The sequence below is a fragment of the Rhodanobacter sp. B2A1Ga4 genome (assembly GCF_018101315.1).
GTDB lineage: Bacteria > Pseudomonadota > Gammaproteobacteria > Xanthomonadales > Rhodanobacteraceae > Rhodanobacter > Rhodanobacter thiooxydans_A.
Genome location: NZ_JADBJR010000008.1, coordinates 40,466 through 57,938 on the forward strand (window position 1 = coordinate 40,466; position 17,473 = coordinate 57,938).

17 protein-coding genes are annotated in these 17,473 nt (G+C 68.7%); 10 read left to right on the plus strand and 7 right to left on the minus strand.

Translation table 11 applies throughout. The annotated features are described in order from the left end of the window. The first annotated feature begins 14 nt into the window (after positions 1-14). On the plus strand, positions 15-1,274 hold the full coding sequence (gene murA, locus IMW82_RS17355) for a UDP-N-acetylglucosamine 1-carboxyvinyltransferase (protein WP_108472804.1): 1,260 nt from the start codon (positions 15-17) through the stop codon (positions 1,272-1,274). A gap of 72 nt (positions 1,275-1,346) precedes the next feature. Here the strand turns inward: murA and IMW82_RS17360 are convergent, their stop codons facing one another. The 3 genes from IMW82_RS17360 to purM are packed head-to-tail and all read right to left on the minus strand — an operon-like array spanning position 1,347 to position 3,794. After that, the gene (locus IMW82_RS17360; protein WP_211005477.1) at positions 1,347-2,054 is read right to left on the minus strand and encodes a DUF3108 domain-containing protein; all 708 of its coding nucleotides are present in this window, start codon (positions 2,052-2,054) and stop codon (positions 1,347-1,349) included. A gap of 34 nt (positions 2,055-2,088) precedes the next feature. Next, positions 2,089-2,751, minus strand: coding sequence for a phosphoribosylglycinamide formyltransferase (gene purN / locus IMW82_RS17365; protein ID WP_211005478.1), 663 nt, complete (start codon positions 2,749-2,751; stop codon positions 2,089-2,091). A gap of 8 nt (positions 2,752-2,759) precedes the next feature. After that, positions 2,760-3,794, minus strand: coding sequence for a phosphoribosylformylglycinamidine cyclo-ligase (gene purM, locus IMW82_RS17370; protein ID WP_211005479.1), 1,035 nt, complete (start codon positions 3,792-3,794; stop codon positions 2,760-2,762). A 152-nt stretch (positions 3,795-3,946) separates the two neighbouring features. Here purM and IMW82_RS17375 point away from each other — a divergent pair, with 152 nt between their 5' ends. From IMW82_RS17375 to hda, 3 genes are read left to right on the plus strand one after another with little or no spacing between them, the layout of a single operon-like run. Then, on the plus strand, positions 3,947-4,927 hold the full coding sequence (locus IMW82_RS17375) for a DUF2066 domain-containing protein (RefSeq protein ID WP_211005480.1): 981 nt from the start codon (positions 3,947-3,949) through the stop codon (positions 4,925-4,927). 4 nt (positions 4,928-4,931) lie between these two features. Continuing rightward, positions 4,932-6,107, plus strand: coding sequence for an AI-2E family transporter (locus IMW82_RS17380; RefSeq protein ID WP_211005481.1), 1,176 nt, complete (start codon positions 4,932-4,934; stop codon positions 6,105-6,107). Then, positions 6,104-6,802 carry a DnaA regulatory inactivator Hda gene (hda, locus tag IMW82_RS17385; RefSeq protein WP_108470985.1) on the plus strand — a complete coding sequence of 233 codons (699 nt, stop codon included), beginning with the start codon at positions 6,104-6,106 and terminating at the stop codon, positions 6,800-6,802. The genes IMW82_RS17380 and hda overlap by 4 nt, the downstream gene beginning before the upstream one ends. Before the next feature lie 51 nt (positions 6,803-6,853). Here the strand turns inward: hda and IMW82_RS17390 are convergent, their stop codons facing one another. Next, entirely contained in the window at positions 6,854-7,657 is an 804-nt protein-coding gene (locus tag IMW82_RS17390; protein ID WP_211005482.1) for an inositol monophosphatase family protein, read from the minus strand. Positions 7,658-7,770: 113 nt separating this feature from the next. Between IMW82_RS17390 and IMW82_RS17395 the strand changes: the two genes are divergently transcribed. Beyond that, complete coding sequence (locus IMW82_RS17395) at positions 7,771-8,529, plus strand: RNA methyltransferase (RefSeq protein WP_211005483.1); 759 nt, start codon at positions 7,771-7,773, stop codon at positions 8,527-8,529. A 139-nt stretch (positions 8,530-8,668) separates the two neighbouring features. On the opposite strand, the gene IMW82_RS17400 is transcribed toward IMW82_RS17395, so the two are convergent. After that, a complete protein-coding gene (locus tag IMW82_RS17400; RefSeq protein WP_211005484.1) occupies positions 8,669-9,991 on the minus strand; it encodes a hemolysin family protein in 1,323 nt (440 codons plus the stop codon). A gap of 146 nt (positions 9,992-10,137) precedes the next feature. Between IMW82_RS17400 and IMW82_RS17405 the strand changes: the two genes are divergently transcribed. After that, positions 10,138-10,767, plus strand: a complete 630-nt coding sequence (locus tag IMW82_RS17405) for a pit accessory protein (protein ID WP_108471173.1) — start codon at positions 10,138-10,140, stop codon at positions 10,765-10,767. Positions 10,768-10,851: 84 nt separating this feature from the next. Next, positions 10,852-11,964, plus strand: coding sequence for an inorganic phosphate transporter (locus IMW82_RS17410; protein WP_108470990.1), 1,113 nt, complete (start codon positions 10,852-10,854; stop codon positions 11,962-11,964). 15 nt (positions 11,965-11,979) lie between these two features. Here IMW82_RS17410 and IMW82_RS17415 read toward each other — a convergent pair whose 3' ends face one another. Beyond that, positions 11,980-12,384, minus strand: a complete 405-nt coding sequence (locus tag IMW82_RS17415; protein ID WP_108470991.1) for a hypothetical protein — start codon at positions 12,382-12,384, stop codon at positions 11,980-11,982. A 68-nt stretch (positions 12,385-12,452) separates the two neighbouring features. Here IMW82_RS17415 and IMW82_RS17420 point away from each other — a divergent pair, with 68 nt between their 5' ends. The 3 genes from IMW82_RS17420 (at position 12,453) to IMW82_RS17430 (ending at position 16,494) form a co-directional block, all read left to right on the plus strand. Further along, complete coding sequence (locus IMW82_RS17420) at positions 12,453-12,794, plus strand: MGMT family protein (protein ID WP_211005485.1); 342 nt, start codon at positions 12,453-12,455, stop codon at positions 12,792-12,794. 340 nt (positions 12,795-13,134) lie between these two features. Further along, entirely contained in the window at positions 13,135-14,955 is a 1,821-nt protein-coding gene (recQ, locus tag IMW82_RS17425) for a DNA helicase RecQ (RefSeq protein ID WP_211005486.1), read from the plus strand. Between the two features lie 114 nt (positions 14,956-15,069). Further along, the gene (locus IMW82_RS17430) at positions 15,070-16,494 is read left to right on the plus strand and encodes a sugar porter family MFS transporter (protein ID WP_211005487.1); all 1,425 of its coding nucleotides are present in this window, start codon (positions 15,070-15,072) and stop codon (positions 16,492-16,494) included. A gap of 70 nt (positions 16,495-16,564) precedes the next feature. Here the strand turns inward: IMW82_RS17430 and IMW82_RS17435 are convergent, their stop codons facing one another. Further along, complete coding sequence (locus IMW82_RS17435; RefSeq protein ID WP_211005488.1) at positions 16,565-17,404, minus strand: transporter associated domain-containing protein; 840 nt, start codon at positions 17,402-17,404, stop codon at positions 16,565-16,567. Positions 17,405-17,473 lie beyond the last annotated feature (69 nt).

A 17,473-nucleotide genomic window follows, 5' to 3' on the forward strand; every position in this document is an offset into this window, starting at 1 on the left:
CGATTTCCTGACTTATGGCCAAAATTCTGATCAGTGGCGGCACGCCGCTCCATGGCGAGGTCGCCATTTCCGGCGCCAAGAACGCCGTGCTGCCGATACTCGCCGGCTGCCTGCTGGCCGACGGGCCGGTCAGCATCGGCAACGTGCCGCACCTGCACGACGTCACCACCTTCATCGAGCTGCTCGGCCAGATGGGCGTGCAGCTGGTGCTGGACGACCGCATGAAGATGCACGTCGACCCGCGCACCACCAGCACCTGCGTGGCGCCGTACGACCTGGTGCGCACCATGCGCGCCTCGATCCTGGTGCTCGGCCCGCTGGTGGCCCGCTTCGGCCAGGCCGAGGTGTCGCTGCCGGGCGGTTGCGCGATCGGCTCGCGCCCGGTCGACCAGCACATTCGCGGCCTGCAGGCGCTGGGCGCCGAGATCACGGTCGAGAACGGCTACATCAAGGCGAAGGCGGGCCGGCTGAAGGGCGCGCGCATCGTGATGGACATGGTCACCGTCACCGGTACCGAGAACATCATGATGGCGGCTACCCTGGCCCAGGGCACCACGGTGATCGAGAACGCGGCGCAGGAGCCGGAAGTGGTCGACCTGGCGCACTGCCTGATCGCGATGGGCGCGCAGATCGAGGGCGTCGGCACCTCGACCATGGTGATCCACGGTGTCGAGCGCCTGCACGGTGCCGAGCATGACGTGCTGCCCGACCGCATCGAGACCGGCACCTATCTGGTCGGCGCGGCGATGACCGGCGGCAAGGTGCGTGCACGGCATGCCCGTGCCAACACGCTGGACGCAGTGCTGGCCAAGCTGGAGGAGGCCGGCGCGCAGATTTCCACCGGCGACGACTGGATCGAGCTGGACATGGGCGGGCGCCGGCCGAAGGCGGTCAACATCAGCACCGCGCCGTACCCGGCGTTCCCGACCGACATGCAGGCGCAGTTCACCGCGCTGAACTGCGTCGCCGAAGGCACCGGCGTGGTCACCGAGACGGTGTTCGAGAACCGTTTCATGCATGCGCACGAACTGCAGCGGCTCGGCGCGGACATTCGCCTCGAAGGCAATACCGCGGTGGTGCAGGGCGTGGCGCAGATGAGCGGCGCGCCGATCATGGCCACCGACCTGCGTGCCTCGGCCTGCCTGGTGCTGGCCGGCCTGGTGGCCAAGGGCGACACCACCGTCGATCGCGTCTACCACATCGACCGCGGCTACGAGAACATCGAGGAAAAGCTCGGCGTGCTCGGCGCGAAGATTCGCCGCCTGCCGAACTGAGCGGCTCCGTATCGCGCACAGCAAAAGGCCCGGCATTGCCGGGCCTTTTTGTGCTGGTTGCATATGAGAAGCTCAGTCGGTGCGGTAGCTCACCAGCTCCATCGTCAGGTCGCCACCGTCGTGCTGCGACAGTTTCACCGGCAACGGGTAGCGGTCGGGCGCGTACCACGCGCTGAAGCCGCGGTCGGCGTCGGTGCGGTCGATCCGTTCGGCGTCGAAGCTGCCGGCCGGTACCTTGACGGTTTCCCTGCCGGTCACCTTGAAGTGCTGCAACTGTACTTCCTGGCGCACCGCGACCGGCAGCGCGACCTGCTGCTTGCCATCGCGCAGGGCCAGACCCAGCGCCAGCGCCAGCGTGTTGCGCTCGACCATGCCGGGGCTGGCCGGGTAGCTCTGCGGACCCTTGCCCTCATCCACGGTCACCCGGTTTTTCGGCCAGTCGACCACCAGGTGGCGCTGTTTCTGCTTGACCGCCGTCTGCATACGGTAGTCGTAGCTGATCGCCTCGGGCACATCGCCCTTCCAGCGGAAGCGCGAGCTTTCCGTGACGCTGGCGCCGAGCAGGGCGGCCAGTCCGCCGGTGCCCTTGGTGTCCTTGCCGTAGATCCACTCGCCGTTGCCGGCCGCGCGCAGGGTCACCGTGGCGACACCCATCGGCTGGCCGCCCTGCGACACGTTGTAGGTGGCGGTAAGTGCGCCGAGCGTGGTGGCGGGAGCGGTCCGGGCGCCGAGCAGCAGGCCGAGGCCGAGCAGGGGAGCGAGCAGGGATCGGATAGTCATGCCCCGAGTCTGCCGAGGCCGGGCTGAACCGGCTTTAAGGCTGCAGGCCGTGCTCGCCCAGCCGCAATGGTGCCGCCAGCGGCTGGTCGTCGAAGCGTGGCGAACCGTCCCACCGCAGGCGCCCGCTGGCCAGCAGGCCAAGCACGGCGGGCAGCAGCCGGTGTTCCAGCGGCAGCAGCCGTTGCGCCAGCGACTGCTCGTCGTCACCGGCCTCGATCGGCAGGTACGCCTGCGCGATCACCGGGCCGCCATCCAGTTCGGCGGTGACGAAATGCACGCTGGCGCCATGCTCGCGGTCGCCCGCTTCCAGCGCGCGGCGATGCGTGTGCAGGCCGCGGTATTTCGGCAGCAGCGAGGGGTGGATGTTGATGATGCGACCCACCCACGGCCTGAGCGCCTCGCCGTCGAGGATGCGCATGAAGCCGGCCAGCACCAGCCAGTCGGCGCCGCTGGCGGCGATGCGCTGGAACAGGTCGAGGTCGAACGCGCGGCGGTCCGGATAGCTGCGCGGATCCAGCGCCAGGGTGGGGATGTTCGCCGCCTCGGCCAGGCGCAGCGCGCCGGCGCCGGCCTTGTCGCTGCCGACCAGCACGAACTCGACCGGCAAATCGTCGCGCTCGCGTGCATCGAGCAACGCGGCGAGGTTGCTGCCGCGCCCGGAGGCGAGCACGGCGACTTTGGCAGGTGCGGCTGTCACGGAGCGGTTCAGCCGATATGCACGCGTTCGTCGCCCTGCGCAGGCACGATCTCGCCGATCACCGAGCTGGCCAGGCCATGCTTCGCCAGCAGCGCGGAGGCGCCGGCCACCGCATCGCGCGGCAGGATCACGGTGAAGCCGACGCCGCAGTTGAACGTGCGCCACATTTCCTCGCGTGCCACGTTGCCTTCGCGCATCAGCCAGTCGAATACCGGCGGCAGCACGATGGCGGACGCATCCAGCGCGATGCCGAGGCCGTCCGGCACCACACGGATGATGTTTTCCTTGAGGCCGCCGCCGGTGATGTGGGCCATGCCGTGGATCTGCTCCGGCTGCGCGCGGAGCAGATCCAGCATCGGCTTCACGTAGATCGTGGTCGGTGCCATCAGCGCGTCGACCAGCTTCACGCCGCCGAGGTCGAGGTCGAATGGGTTGCCGGCGCGCTCGAGGATCTTGCGCACCAGCGAGTAGCCGTTCGAGTGCGGGCCGGACGACGCCACGCCCAGCACCACGTCGCCGGCCACGATCGCCGCGCCGGTCAGCATCCGCGATTTCTCCACCGCGCCCACGGTGAAGCCGGCCAGGTCGTATTCGCCCGGCGGGTACATGTCCGGCATCTCGGCGGTCTCGCCGCCGATCAGCGCGCAGCCGGCCAGTTCGCAGCCGGTGGCGATGCCGCCGACCACGGCCGCGGCGGTGTCCACGTCCAGCTTGCCGGTGGCAAAGTAGTCGAGGAAAAACAGCGGCTCGGCGCCCTGCACCAGCACGTCGTTGACGCACATGCCGACCAGGTCGATGCCGATCGTGTCGTGGCGGTTCAGGATCTGCGCCAGCTTCAGCTTGGTGCCCACGCCGTCGGTGCCGGAGACCAGTACCGGCTCCTTGTAGCGGCCGGAGAGGTCGAACAGGCCACCGAAGCCGCCCAGCCCGCCCATCACTTCGGGGCGGAGCGTGCGCTTGACCAGCGGCTTGATGCGTTCGACCAGCGCATTGCCGGCGTCGATGTCGACGCCGGCGGCGCGGTAGGTGAGGGCGTCAGACATGGCAGAAACCGGCGTGGGTGAAACGCGCAAGTTTACCAGCTTGTGGCGCTGTTGCCGGTCGGGCATGGCGGATAGGGTGACGGCTGCGATGGACGCTGGGGGCGCGATTGGGCAGACTTCCAGCGAGCTTCCCCCAGAAGATACCCACACCCATGCGCCTGTTCCGTCTATTGATCGTTGCCCTGCTGCTGGTCTTTGCCGCGTTGCCTGCGTCGCACGCGCAGGTTGCCGGCTCGCCGTATTCGGTGGTCGTGCCGGTGGCCGACACCAGCGACGCCCAGCGCGACCAGGCGTTCGCCACCGCACTCGGCCAGGTGCTGACGCGGGTCGCCGGCGGGCAGGACCTGCGCAGCAACGCCGGTTATGCCGACGCGCTGGGCAACGCGGCCTCGATGGTGCAGAAGTTCCAGTACCAGCGTGCCGCGACCGGGCTGGTGTTGAACGTGGAGTTCGAGCCGGGCTCGGTGCGCCGGCTGGTGACGAAGCTGGGCGTGCAGAGCGCCGGCATCAAGCCGCCGGTGCTGCTGCTGGTGCAGGGTGGCGACGGCCATCTGCTCGGCCAGTCGGCGCTGGCCAGCCTGGCCGCAACCGCCAGCGCGCGCGGCACCGGCGTGGTCTACCCCGACGGCAATCCACCTGATCCAGCCAGGGTCGCTGCCGCCGACCCGGCCGCGCTGGCGGCGGTCAACCGGCAATACCACACCGGCCTGGTGCTGCTCGGCAAGTTGCGCGACGGCGGCGCGGACTGGACGCTGATCTCCGGCGGCCAGGCGCAGCGCTGGAGCAGCCAGGGCGCGAGCGTCGATGCGCTGCTTGGCGATGCCGGCAACGGCCTGGTCGAGCGCCTCGGCAAGCAGCTCAACGTGATCGGCGCGGGCCCCAGTGAGGGCAAGCTGTGGGTCAGCGGGCTGGCTTCGGCGATGGATTACGCGAGCCTGGTGGCGACCCTGCAGGACGATCCTTCGGTCAAACAGGTGCAGACCCTGGGTGCGCAGAACGACGGCGTGCTGCTGTACATCAAGGCTTCCGTGCCGATCAGCGCGCTGGCCGCGAACCTTGCCGCCGGCGGCCACCTGCTGCTGCAGGGCGAGCCGCACCCGGGCGCGGACGCGAACCTGCGCTGGCTGAGGTAACTGGATGAATCAGGACAAGGACATCTCGCGCCGCTGGCAGCTGTTCGCCATCACCGCGGTCATCGTTTACCTGCTCTGGCTGCTGGCGCCGGTGCTGATGCCGTTCGCGGTGGCGGCGATGCTGGCCTACCTGGGCGATCCGCTGGCTGACCGGCTGGAGCGGCTGGGGCTGAACCGGATGTGGGCGGCCACCATCGTGTTCGTGGTGATCATGGTCGTGGTGGTCGGCGTGCTGCTGTTGCTGATTCCCCTGATCGCGCGTCAGATCGAGAACCTGGTCAGCAACCTGCCGCGCTACGGCGACTGGGCGCAGAACACCTTGTGGCCGTGGCTGCAGGCGCGCCTGCACCTGGACCCGCACACCTTCGACAGCGACCGCCTGCTGGCCGCGATCAAGGCACACATCGGCTCGATCGGCGGCGTCGCCACGGAGGTGTTGGGCAAGGTTTCGCGCTCCGGGCTGGGCATCGTGGCGTGGCTGGCCAACCTGGTGCTGATCCCGGTGGTGGCGTTCTACCTGCTGCGCGACTGGGACCGGATGGTGGCGAAGGTCGATGGCATGCTGCCGCGCTCGATCCAGCCCACCATTGCCTACCTGGCCAGCGAAGCGGACAAGATTCTGGGCGCGTTCGTGCGTGGCCAACTGCTGGTGATGCTGGCGCTGGGCGTGTTCTACGGTGCGGGCCTGGGCGTGGTCGGGCTGACCGTGGGCCCGCTGATCGGCATGGTCGCCGGCCTGCTCAGCTTCGTGCCGTACCTGGGCTTCATCGTCGGCTTCGTCGCGGCGATCGTGGCGGTGCTGGTGCAATACGGCGACTGGGCGCACGTGCTGCTGGTGTGCGGCGTGTTCGCGGTCGGCCAGTTGCTGGAAGGCTATGTGCTGGTACCCAAGCTGGTCGGCGACAAGATCGGCCTGCACCCGGTGGCGGTGATGTTCGCGGTACTGGCCGGCGGCTACCTGTTCGGCTTCCTAGGCGTGCTGCTGGCGCTGCCGGCGGCCTCGGTGATCATGGTGCTGCTGCGCTACCTGATCGAGCGCTACCGCATGAGCGAACTGTACAACGAGGCGGGGCCGGAGGATCCGGTGATCGCCGAGATGGGTGTCGCCGTGCATCGCGATGGCGCGGTCGAGGCCACGGCCGTCGGCACGCCACCGCCGGGTGATTCTTCCGCAGCATGATTCCGCAGTTGCCGCTCGCGCTGCGCTGGCCCCGCCGGCAGCGCTTCGAACATTTCCACGCCGGCGCGAATGCACCGGCGCTGGCTGCGGTGCAGGCGCTGGCACTGCAGCCCGGTGTGCCGTGGGTTTACCTGCATGGCGCCAGCGGCAGCGGCCGCAGCCATCTTCTGATGGCCGCATGCCAGGCGGCCAGCGCGGCCGAACGGCGTGTGCAGTATCTGCCGCTGGCGACGATCGCCGACCACGCCGCAGCCTTGCGCGGTGTCGCCGGCAGCGAACTGCTGGCGCTGGACGATCTGGGCGCCATCGCCGGCAACCGCGACGCCGAACACGCGCTGTTCGACCTCTACAACCGCGCCCGCGCCGAAGGCAGCGCCCTGCTGTTCGCGGCGGATGCCACGCCCACCCAGCTCGGCATCGGACTGCCCGACCTGCGCTCGCGCCTCGGCGCCTGCGCCCATTTCGCACTGAAGCCGCTCGACGACGACGAGCGCCGCGCCGTGCTGAAGGCGCAGGCCGCGTCGCGCGGCATCGAGCTGGACGACAGCGTGCTGGACTGGCTGTTCACCCGCTACGCGCGTGATCTCGGCGCACTGCTCGACCTGCTCGACAAGCTGGACGTGGCCTCGCTGGCGGCGCAACGACGGATCACCATCCCGTTCCTGCGCGGGTTCCTGCGTGAAGCGGCACCCTGAAACGACGAAGGCACCCACGGGTGCCTTCGTCGTTTCAAGCGGGCGAACCACTCAAGCCTTGAGCAACCCCGGCGTTGCCTGTTGCCCGATCGCGTCGACCATCGCCTTGGCCACGTTGAGGTTGCCCGCGACGATGTTGCCGCTGGCCGGGATACCATCGCGGCCGGCGAAGTCGCAGTAGCGGCCGCCGGCTTCGTGCACCAGCAGCACGCCGGCGGCCATGTCCCATGGCTTCAGGCCGATCTCGAAGTAGCCGTCGTAGCGGCCGGCGGCGACATAGGCCAGGTCCAGCGCGGCGGAGCCGGAGCGGCGGATGTCCTCGGCCTGGCCGAGGATGGCGCGGGTCATGTCGAGCTGCGGCACCAGATGCTCGCGCTGGCGGAACGGGAAACCGGTGGCGATCATCGCGCCGCCCAGGTTCTCGCGCTTGCTGACGCGCATGCGGCGGTCGTTGAGGTAGGCGCCGTCGCCCTTGCTGGCGGTGTACAGCTCGTCGCGCAGCGGGTCGAACACCACGGCGTGGATCGGCACGCCCTTTTCCAGCAGCGCGATGGACACGCTGAAGTGCGGGATGCCGCGCAGGTAATTGTGGGTGCCGTCCAGCGGGTCGATCACCCAGGTCAGCGGGCCCTTGCCGGTCGCGCCGCTTTCCTCGGCGAGGATGGCGTGGTTGGGGTAGGCGCGGCGCAGTTCCTTGATGATTTCCGCCTCGGCCAGCTTGTCGACTTCGGAGACGAAATCCATCTGCTGCTTCTCGACGATGTTGAGGCCGTCGATGCGGTTCATGTAGCGCAGGATCACATTGCCTGCAGAACGCGCGGCGCGCGCCGCGATCGTGACGTGTGGTCTGGCCATGGTTTCGACTTTGGAAGAGAGCGGGGTTGCGGCCGGCGATTCTAGCAGAGGCGCGCCCTGGCCGCCCCGCGTCCACTATCCTAGGCGGTCTCCGTCGCCAATCCGTCCAGCGCATGACCGATCTCCACGACCTCGCCACCCGCATCCGCTACGTGCTGGTGCGCACTTCGCATCCGGGCAATATCGGCAGCGCGGCGCGGGCGATCCGCACGATGGGTTTCGCGCGGCTGGAGCTGGTCGCGCCGCACCGCTTTCCCGACCCGGAGGCGAATGCGCTGGCCGCCGGCGCAGACGCCGTGCTGGCCGACGCGGGCATCCATGCCGAGCTGGTCGACGGCCTGGCCGGCAGCAGCCTGGCGCTGGGCCTGTCGGCGCGCCGGCGCGGCGTGAACCTGCCGGAGCTGTCCCCGCGCGAGGCGGCGCAGCAGGTGCTGGCCGCCGCCGCCCGCGGCGAGCAGGTGGCGCTGGTGTTCGGCAACGAGCGCACCGGGCTGGAGAACGAAGAGTTGGCGCGCTGCCACGCGATGGTGCGCATTCCCAGCGTGGACGATTTCAGCTCGCTCAACCTGTCGCAGGCGGTACAGGTGATGGCCTACGAGCTGCGCGTGGCGATGCTCGGCGACGCGCCGCCGGCGCCGCCGCCGGAACACGACGAGCCACCCGCCGACGCGGCGCAGATGGAGCAGTTCTATCGCCACCTGGCGCAGACGCTGGACGACATCGACTTCCACAAGGGCCGCGAGCCGACCACGATCATGCTGCGCCTGCGCAAGCTGTTCCAGCGCGCGCAGCCGGACGAGCGCGAGCTGCGCGTGTTGCACGGCATCCTCGCCGATGCGCAGCGCATGGCAGGGCTGGCCAACGGCAAATAGCCGACTTTGCTCCCTCCCCTGCGCAGCAGGGGAGGGTTGGGATGGGATGCTTTTTGTCAGGACGGCGCGAAGAGCTTTACCCCCCCCCTGACCTCCCCCTGCAAGCAGGGGGAGGGACCGGTCGTGCGGTCAGGGGGTGTCACTGCTCGTCGTCCGACAGCTCCAGCGACGGCGCCGGCGTGACCAGCAGCTTGTCGATGCGCGCGCCGTCCAGGTCGACCACCTCGAAGCGGATGCCGTGCCAGGCGAACACTTCGCCGGTTTGCGGGATGTGGCCCAGGGCGGTCATCACCATGCCGGCGGCGGTGCGGTAGTCGTGCTCCTCCTCGCCGGGCAGTTCGCCGATCTGCAGCAGTTCGCGCAGGTCGTCGGTGGACAGGCTGCCGTCGATCAGCCAGCTGCCGTCGGCGCGCTGCATGATCGGGCTGTCCTCGTTGCTGCCGGCGTGGCCGATCTGGCTGGCGCCGACCACCGCTGCCAGCAGGTCGTTGACGGTGACCACGCCTTCGATGTCGCCGTACTCGTCGACCACCAGCGCCAGCGGCGTCTCGGCGTCGCGGAATTCTTCCAGCAGGTCCAGCGCGCGCGCGGTGGCCGGCACGAACAGCGGCTTGGCCAGGTGGCCGAACAGCTCCGGCGTGCCTTCGGCGAAGCTGCGCAGCAGGCGCTTGACCTCGACCACGCCGACCACGTCGCTCTCGTTGCCGCGATACACCGGGTAGCACGAATACGGGGTCTCGCGCAGCACCTCGAAGTTCTCCTCGCGGGTTGCCGCGATGTCCAGCCAGGCGATGCGCATGCGTGGGGTCATCACGCTGTCCACCGTGCGGTCGCCCAGGCGCAGCACGCGGTTGACCATGTTGTGCTCGTCCGGGTCGAGCACGCCCTGTTCGGCGCTCTCGGCGACCAGCAGGCGGATCTCCTCCTCGGTGACCACGCCGCTGCCTTGCCCATCCACCCGCAGCAGGCGCAGCAGCTGGTTGCTCGACGCGTTCAGCAGCCACACGAACGGCGCGGTCAGCCGCGACAGCAGCAGCATCGGAATCGCCACGTACGACGACACTTTTTCCGGCGCCGCCAGCGCCAGCCGCTTGGGCACCAGTTCGCCGACCACGATCTGGATGAACGAGATCAGCGCGAAGCCGAGCACGATGCCGATGATCCGCGCATACGGCAGCAGCCACGCCAGGTGCCCGCCTTGCAGGGCATGGGCAATATGGGCGCCCAGCGCATCGCCGGCCACCGCGCCGGTGATCAGCATCACCAGGGTGATGCCGACCTGCACGGTGGACAGGAAGTGCTCCGGCGCCTCGGCGTGCCGCAGGGCCGTGGCGGCCTTGCGGCTGTTCCGCGCCATCTGCTTGAGGCGGCTCTTGCGCGAGGCCACCAGCGCCATCTCCGACAGCGCGAAGAAGCCGTTGCACAGGGCCAGCACGAGCACGAGCGCGATTTCGGTCAGCATCGCGGCGATGATGGGGGAGGGCGCATGGGCACAGTGTAAGGGCTGCGGGGCTTTCACATCACCCCGGCAGGGCCGGGCATTGATGCAGGGCAGCACGGCAGTCCTGTAACATTCCGGTCATCCCGATCCCCTCAGGCATGGCCCGCATGTTTTCACTGCAGACGATTTTCGGCAAAGGCGACAAGTTCTACGGCCTGCTCGAACAGAGCGCCGCCACCGTCAGCGAAAGCGCCAGGGCCTTGCACGAACTGCTGACCCAGCCCGACCGCGGCCCGGTGATGGCGGCATTCACCGCCACGCGCGCGCGCGAGAAGGCGCTGGCCGCGCAGATCAGCGAGGGGCTGGTGAACACCTTCGTCACCGCGCTCGACCGCGAGGACATCGAGGCGCTGAATTCGGCGCTGTACAAGATTCCCAAGACCATTGAGAAGTTCGCCGAGCGTTACGAGATCGTGGCCGATCGCCTGGCCGGGGTGGAATTCGCCCAGCGCACGCTGGTGCTGCAGCGTTCCAGCGAGGTGGTCGCCGAAATGATCGGCGAGCTGCGCCGCGGCCTGCGCATCGACCCGGTGAAGAAGCTGCAGGACCGCCTGCAGGCGCTGGAATCGGAAGGCGACCGCATGCTGCTGGCGCCGTACCGCACGCTGTACATGGAGGGCGGCGATGCGATGCGGGCGATGCTGGCGAAGGACCTGTTCGAGCTGATCGAAAAGGCCATCGACAAGTGCCGCGACGTCGGCAACATCGTCTATTCGATCGTGCTGAAGAACTCCTGAGGCCACGCCCGTGACCATGCGCATTCCGCACTGCCCGGCGGCGCCGGCACCGAGTGTCCGCCCGTCCCCGGCCGGGGGCCGCGCATGAGCATCGTCATCGCGGTGGTGGTGATCGCGCTGGTCTTCACCTACATCAACGGTTTCCACGACACCGCCAACTCGATCGCCACGGTGGTGGCAACCAAGGTGCTCACCCCGGGCCAGGCGGTGCTGCTGGCGGCGGGCACCAACCTGGCCGGTGCGTTCATGGGCACCGCGGTGGCGGCCACCATCGCTTCCGGGCTGATCAACGCCGGGGTGATCGAGATGAGCTCGCAGCTGCTGATCTGCGCACTGCTGGCGGCGATCGTGTGGAACCTGATCACCTGGTGGCTGGGCCTGCCGTCCAGCTCCAGCCACGCACTGGTCGGTTCGCTAGTGGGCGCGGCGCTGGCCGCCGCGGACAACAACTTCGCCTCGGTGATCTGGGTCGAGGGCAGCTGGCTGAAGGGCCACGGCGTGATCCCGAAAGTGATCATCCCGATGGTGCTGTCGCCGCTGGCCGGCTTCATCATCGGCTTTGCGCTGATGGGGGCGCTGTACGCGCTGCTGGCATGGTTCGCCAACCGGCGGGGTTGGTCGCGGCGGTTCGGGCGCACCCCGTTCGTCAACGCGTTCTTCGGCAAGGCGCAGATCGTCTCGGCCAGCGCGATGGGCGTGGCGCACGGCATGAACGACGCGCAGAAGAGCATGGGCATCATCGCGCTGGCGCTGGCCGGCGCCACTGCGGCGCACCAGTTCGACCACCTGCCGGTATGGCTGGGTTTCCTGCGCGTCGAAGGCAATCCCGCCGGCGGTTTCGAGATTCCGGTGTGGGTGAAGGTGGTTTCCGCGCTGACCATGGCTGCCGGTACCGCCGGTGGCGGCTGGCGCATCATCAAGACGCTCGGCCACAAGATGGTCAAGCTGCATCCGATCAATGGCTTCGCCGCCGAAACCAGCTCCGCCGCCGTGATCCTGGTGGCATCGGTGTTCGGCATTCCCGTGTCGACCACCCACAACGTGTCCGCCTCGATCATGGGCGTGGGCGCGGCCAAGCGCTTCAACGCGATCCGCTGGTCGGTGGTCGAGCGCATGGTGTGGGCTTGGATCCTGACCCTGCCGGTCACCGCGCTGCTGGCTTATGGCCTGGTGGTGGCGTTCCGTCTGCTGTTCTGACGGGGCGGGACGCGGCTACAGCGAATCGTGGCCGGTGGCGATGAGCTGCTCCAGCTGGTCGCCGAGCACGCCCAGTTCGCGCACCACGCGCTGCAGCTCGGCGCGATCGAGGAATTCGTAGGGGCGGTTTTCGCACAGGTGCAGGTACGGCGAGCCATCCAGGTCGGCCACCGCGAGGAAGCCGGTGCGCTGCTGCCAGTTGAAGCGCAGGCAACGGACGGGATTGGTGCCGGCGAGCGGGCCGATCGGGGTGGAAACGCGCAGGTAGCGCAGTCCCGCCTCGTCCTCCAGCTCGGCCAGGTAGATCCCCTGATAGCGATCCGGCGCCAGTTTCAGGTCGAAGCTGATCAGGTAGGGATCGTTCTGGCGCAGCTCGTGCAGGCTGCCGATGTGGGAACGCACGGCTTCGAAATGGCGCATGCGGCGGCTTCCGTCGGCGAGGGTCGGAAGCTACTCTGCCACGTGTACCTGCTAGCGTTGCGTGAACCATGAATGAGGCCGCTGCCCGCATCTATGCCGCCATCGCCGCGATTCCGCGCGGCCGCGTCGCCAGCTACGGCGCGATCGCCGCGCGTGCGGGGTTGCCGGGACGGGCGCGGCTGGTCGGCCGGTTGCTCGGCGAGGTGCCCGACGGCATGGAATTGCCTTGGTACCGCGTGCTGCGCTCCAGCGGACACATCGCGATGCCGGTTGGCAGCCGCGGTTTCCGCGAGCAGTCCCGGCGCCTGCGTGGCGAAGGCGTCGAGGTGAAGAACGGCCGCGTGCCGTTGTCGCGGTTCGGCCTGGATGGCGATCTCGACCACGCGCTGTGGGGCATGTCGGACGCCTGAGCGGCGGTGCTGCCGACGCGTCGCCGCAGCCATCTCCGGCGGCCGGACCAGGCCGGTTTGTTACCATGCAGCCGATGAAAGCCTTAGAGCCTGCTCATGATCTCCAAGTACCCCGCGCCGGGGGCTGTTTGCGCGCGGGCCAAGGAAGAGCGAGGGAGTGGACGTCCGTCCACGACCGAGTGATGACGCCGGCCTGCGCGCAAACAGACCCGGCCCTTCGGGTTGCCATCGAGTGGCCGCCATGCGGCAGCGCGCGGCTTGACCTGACGGCCAGTCAGGCGCGGCGCCACGCACTACCACCTGGCGACCACTCGATGGCAACGCGGGGCACTTGGAGATCATGAGCAGGCTCTCAGCCCTCGACCTGCTGCAAAGCGTTTTCGGTTACCCCAGTTTCCGCGGCCAGCAACAGGCTGTGGTCGAACACCTGGGCGAAGGCGGCGACGCGCTGGTGCTGATGCCGACCGGCGGCGGCAAGTCGCTGTGCTACCAGATCCCCGCGCTGCTGCGCCAGGGCACCGGCATCGTGGTGTCGCCGCTGATCGCGCTGATGCAGGACCAGGTCGACGCGCTGCGCGAAGCCGGCGTGGCCGCCGCCTATCTCAACTCCAGCCTCGGCGCGGAAGCGCAGCGCGAGGTCGAACGCCAGCTGCTGGCCGGTGAGCTGAACCTGCTCTACGTGGCGCCGGAGCGCCTGCTGACCCAGCGTTTCCTCGGCCAGCTCGAACGCACCGAGGTGGCGCTGTTCGCGATCGACGAGGCGCACTGCGTGTCGCAGTGGGGCCACGACTTCCGCCCGGAGTACCGCGAGCTGGCAATCCTGCACCAGCGTTTTCCGCAGGTGCCGCGCATCGCGCTCACCGCCACCGCCGACCCGCGCACGCGCGAGGAGATCGTCGAGCGGCTGTCGCTGCAGAACGCGCGGCAGTTCGTGTCCAGTTTCGATCGCCCCAACATCGGCTACCGGGTCGGCCTGCGCCACAACGCGAAGCGTCAGCTCACCGAATTCCTGCAGGGCCACCAGGGTGAATCAGGCATCGTGTACTGCCTCAGCCGGCGCAAGGTGGACGACACCGCCGCATGGCTGGCCGAGCTCGGCGTCGAGGCGCTGCCGTACCACGCCGGACTGGATGCGGCGACGCGCGCGAAGAACCAGCAGCGCTTCCTGCGCGAGGACGGCGTGGTGATGGTCGCCACCGTTGCGTTCGGCATGGGCATCGACAAGCCGGACGTGCGCTTCGTGGCGCACCTGGACCTGCCGCGCAGCATCGAGGGCTATTACCAGGAGACCGGCCGCGCCGGCCGCGACGGGCTGCCGGCCGAGGCGTGGATGATCTACGGCCTGTCCGACGTGGTCACCATGAGCCAGATGATCGCGCAGTCCGAATCGGCCGACGAGCGCAAGCGGGTGGAACGGCAGAAGCTGGAGTCGCTGCTGGCCTACGCCGAGGCCACCGACTGTCGCCGCCAGCTGCTGCTGGGCGCGTTCGGCGAGGTCTATCCCGGCCCCTGCGGCCATTGCGACAACTGCCTCGCGCCGCCGAAGACCTGGGACGCCACGGTACCGGCGCAGAAGGCGTTGTCGGCGGTGTATCGCACCGGCCAGCGCTTCGGCTCCGGCCACGTGATCGACGTGCTGCGCGGCGAGGAGACCGAGCGCGTGCTCGCCCTCGACCACCACCGGCTCAGTACCTTCGGCATCGGCGCGGAAATGGACGAGAAGCAGTGGCGCTCGGTGTTCCGCCAGCTGCTCGCCGCCGGCCTGCTGGAGGCCGACGCCGAAGGCTACGGCACCCTGCGTCTCACCGCTGCCAGCCGCAGCGTGCTCAACGGCGGCCGCCAGGTGAAGCTGCGCGAGGACGCGCGCCCCGAACGTGCCAGCCGACGCCGCCGCGACAGCAAGCTGGTCACTGGCGGTGGCAGCCTCGGCATCGAGGCCTACGAGCAATCCACCTGGGACGCGCTGCGCGCCCTGCGCACACAACTGGCGAAGCAGCAGGGCGTGCCGCCGTACGTGGTATTCCACGACGCCACCTTGCTGGCGATGCTGCGCGCCATGCCGGCCAACGAGGACGAGCTGGCCACCATCAGCGGCGTCGGCGAAGCCAAGCTCAAGCGCTACGGCCGCGATTTCCTGGCGGTGATCAACGCGCCGGCATAGGCTCGGCGCCATCGGCTTGCCCGCGGGCGACTGCATACGTATTCAACCGGACACGGCCGGGATCCGCAGTGCAGACTCGGGCGCATCTTGATGCCATGACGTTGGGGAGACGCGATGAGCACGATGGACATGACGGGTGACGGGCTGGGCCAGCGCGCCACCGCGCGGGTGGTGCTGATCTCGGCGGCGGCGGCGCTGGGCGGCTTCCTGTTCGGTTTCGACACGGCGGTGATCAACGGCGCGGTCGACGCGATCCGCGGCGGCTTCACGCTGGACGCGGCACAGACCGGCTTCGCGGTGTCCTGCGCCTTGCTCGGTTCGGCGCTGGGTGCCTGGTATGCCGGCATGCTGGCGAACCGCTTCGGCCGCGTGCGCACCATGCAGGTCGCCGCGGTATTGCTGGTCGCTGCAGCGCTCGGCTCGGGCCTGGCCAGTGCCGTGTGGGACCTGATCCTGTGGCGGCTGGTCGGCGGCATCGGTGTGGGTGTGGCCTCGGTGATCGCACCGACCTACATTGCCGAGGTGTCGCCCGCGCATATCCGCGGCCGGCTCGGTTCGATGCAGCAGCTGGCGATCGTGCTGGGCATCTTCGCCGCGCTGCTGAGTGATGCGTGGCTGGCCGGGGTATCCGGCGGCGCAGCGGCACCGTTGTGGTTCGGGCTGGCCGCGTGGCGCTGGATGTTCCTGGTGGCGACGCTGCCGGCGCTGGTCTACGGCACCCTGGTGCTGGGCGTGCCGGAATCACCGCGGCACCTGGTCGCCAAGGGCCGCATCGACGAGGCCCGCGTGGTGCTGCGCAAGGTGCTGAACATGCACAGCGAGGCCGCGCTGGACAACAAGCTGCGCGACATCGAGGACAGCCTGCGCTCGGAGCACAAGCCGCGCCTGCGCGACCTGTGCGGCAAGACCGCCGGGCTGCTGCCGGTGGTGTGGATCGGCATCCTGCTGTCGGTGTTCCAGCAATTCGTGGGCATCAACGTGATCTTCTACTACTCGTCCACCTTGTGGCATTCGGTCGGCTTCAGCGAGGCCGACTCGTTCACCATCACCGTGGTCACCTCGATCGTCAACGTGCTGGTGACCCTGGTGGCGATCGCGCTGGTCGACAAGGTCGGCCGCAAGCCCTTGCTGGTGGTCGGCTCGGCCGGCATGGCGATCACCCTGGGGCTGATGGCGTGGTGCTTCTCGCAGGCCACCGGCAGCGGCGCCACGCTGAGCCTGCCCGGCGCCACCGGCATGGTGGCGTTGGTCGCGGCGAACGCCTACGTGGTGTTCTTCGGGGTGAGCTGGGGCCCGGTGGTATGGGTGCTGCTGGGCGAGATGTTTCCCAACCGGATCCGCGCCACCGCGCTGGCGGTGGCCGCGGCGGCGCAGTGGCTGGCCAACTTCGCGATCACCAGCACGTTCCCGGCGCTGGCCGAGCTGGGCCTGACCTTCGCCTACGGGCTGTACGCCGGTTTCGCGCTGCTGTCGCTGCTGTTCGTGCTGTACGCGGTGCGCGAAACCAAGGGCATCGAGCTGGAGGACATGCGCGCATGAGTACGCCAGCGAAGCCCTCGCTGGCGTAAGGACAGGTATAGCCCGCCCTGCGTTGCGAGTGCGGCAGGGTCTATTGCCGTATCACACGGAATGCCTGCACGCGGCGGTCGTCGGCTTCGGTGACGTGGAACAGGTAGTCGCCGATGGCGACTTCCTCGCCGACTTCGGGCAGGTGGCCGAACTCGGCCGTGACCATGCCGCCGACGGTGTCGTATTCCTCGTCGGGGAAATCGGCGCCGGTCTGCTCGTTGAAGTCCTCGATCGGGGTCAGCGCGCTGACCAGCCAGTCGCCGCCGGGCTGCTCGTGCATCAGCTTGGGTGCTTCCTCGTCGTCGTGCTCGTCGTCGATCTCGCCGACGATCTGCTCCAGCACGTCCTCGATGGTCACCAGGCCGGCGACGCCGCCGTATTCGTTGACCACCAGCGCCATGTGGTTGCGGGTCAGGCGGAACTCTTCCAGCAGCACGTTCAACCGCATCGACTCGGGGATCAGCACGGCCGGGCGCATGATCGCGCGGATGTCGAAGTGTTCGACGGCACCGAAGTACTTCAACAGGTCCTTGGCCAGCAGGATGCCGAGGATCTCGTCCTTGTCCTCGCCGTGCACGGGGAAGCGCGAGTGGCCGGATTCGACCACGGCGGCGAGGATGTCGGGCAGTGGCGAGTCAGCCGGCAGCATCACGATCTGCGCGCGCGGCACCATCACGTCGTCCACGCTCAGTTCGGTGACCTTGATCGCACCCTCGACCATGGTGAGGGTGTCGACGGACAGCAGTCCGTTGGTCTGGGCGGAGCGCAGTTCCTCGATCAGTTCATCGCGGTTGCGCGGTTCGCCGGAAAACATGTGGCCCAGTCGATCCCACCAGGTTCGGTGGGCCGGGCCGCTGGTACTGCCGGGGTCGTCGCTCATTACTCGTTGGGATTCTGCCCGAAACCGGGCGGAAGACCGATTCTAGCGGAAAAAACGTGACGGTTCAGG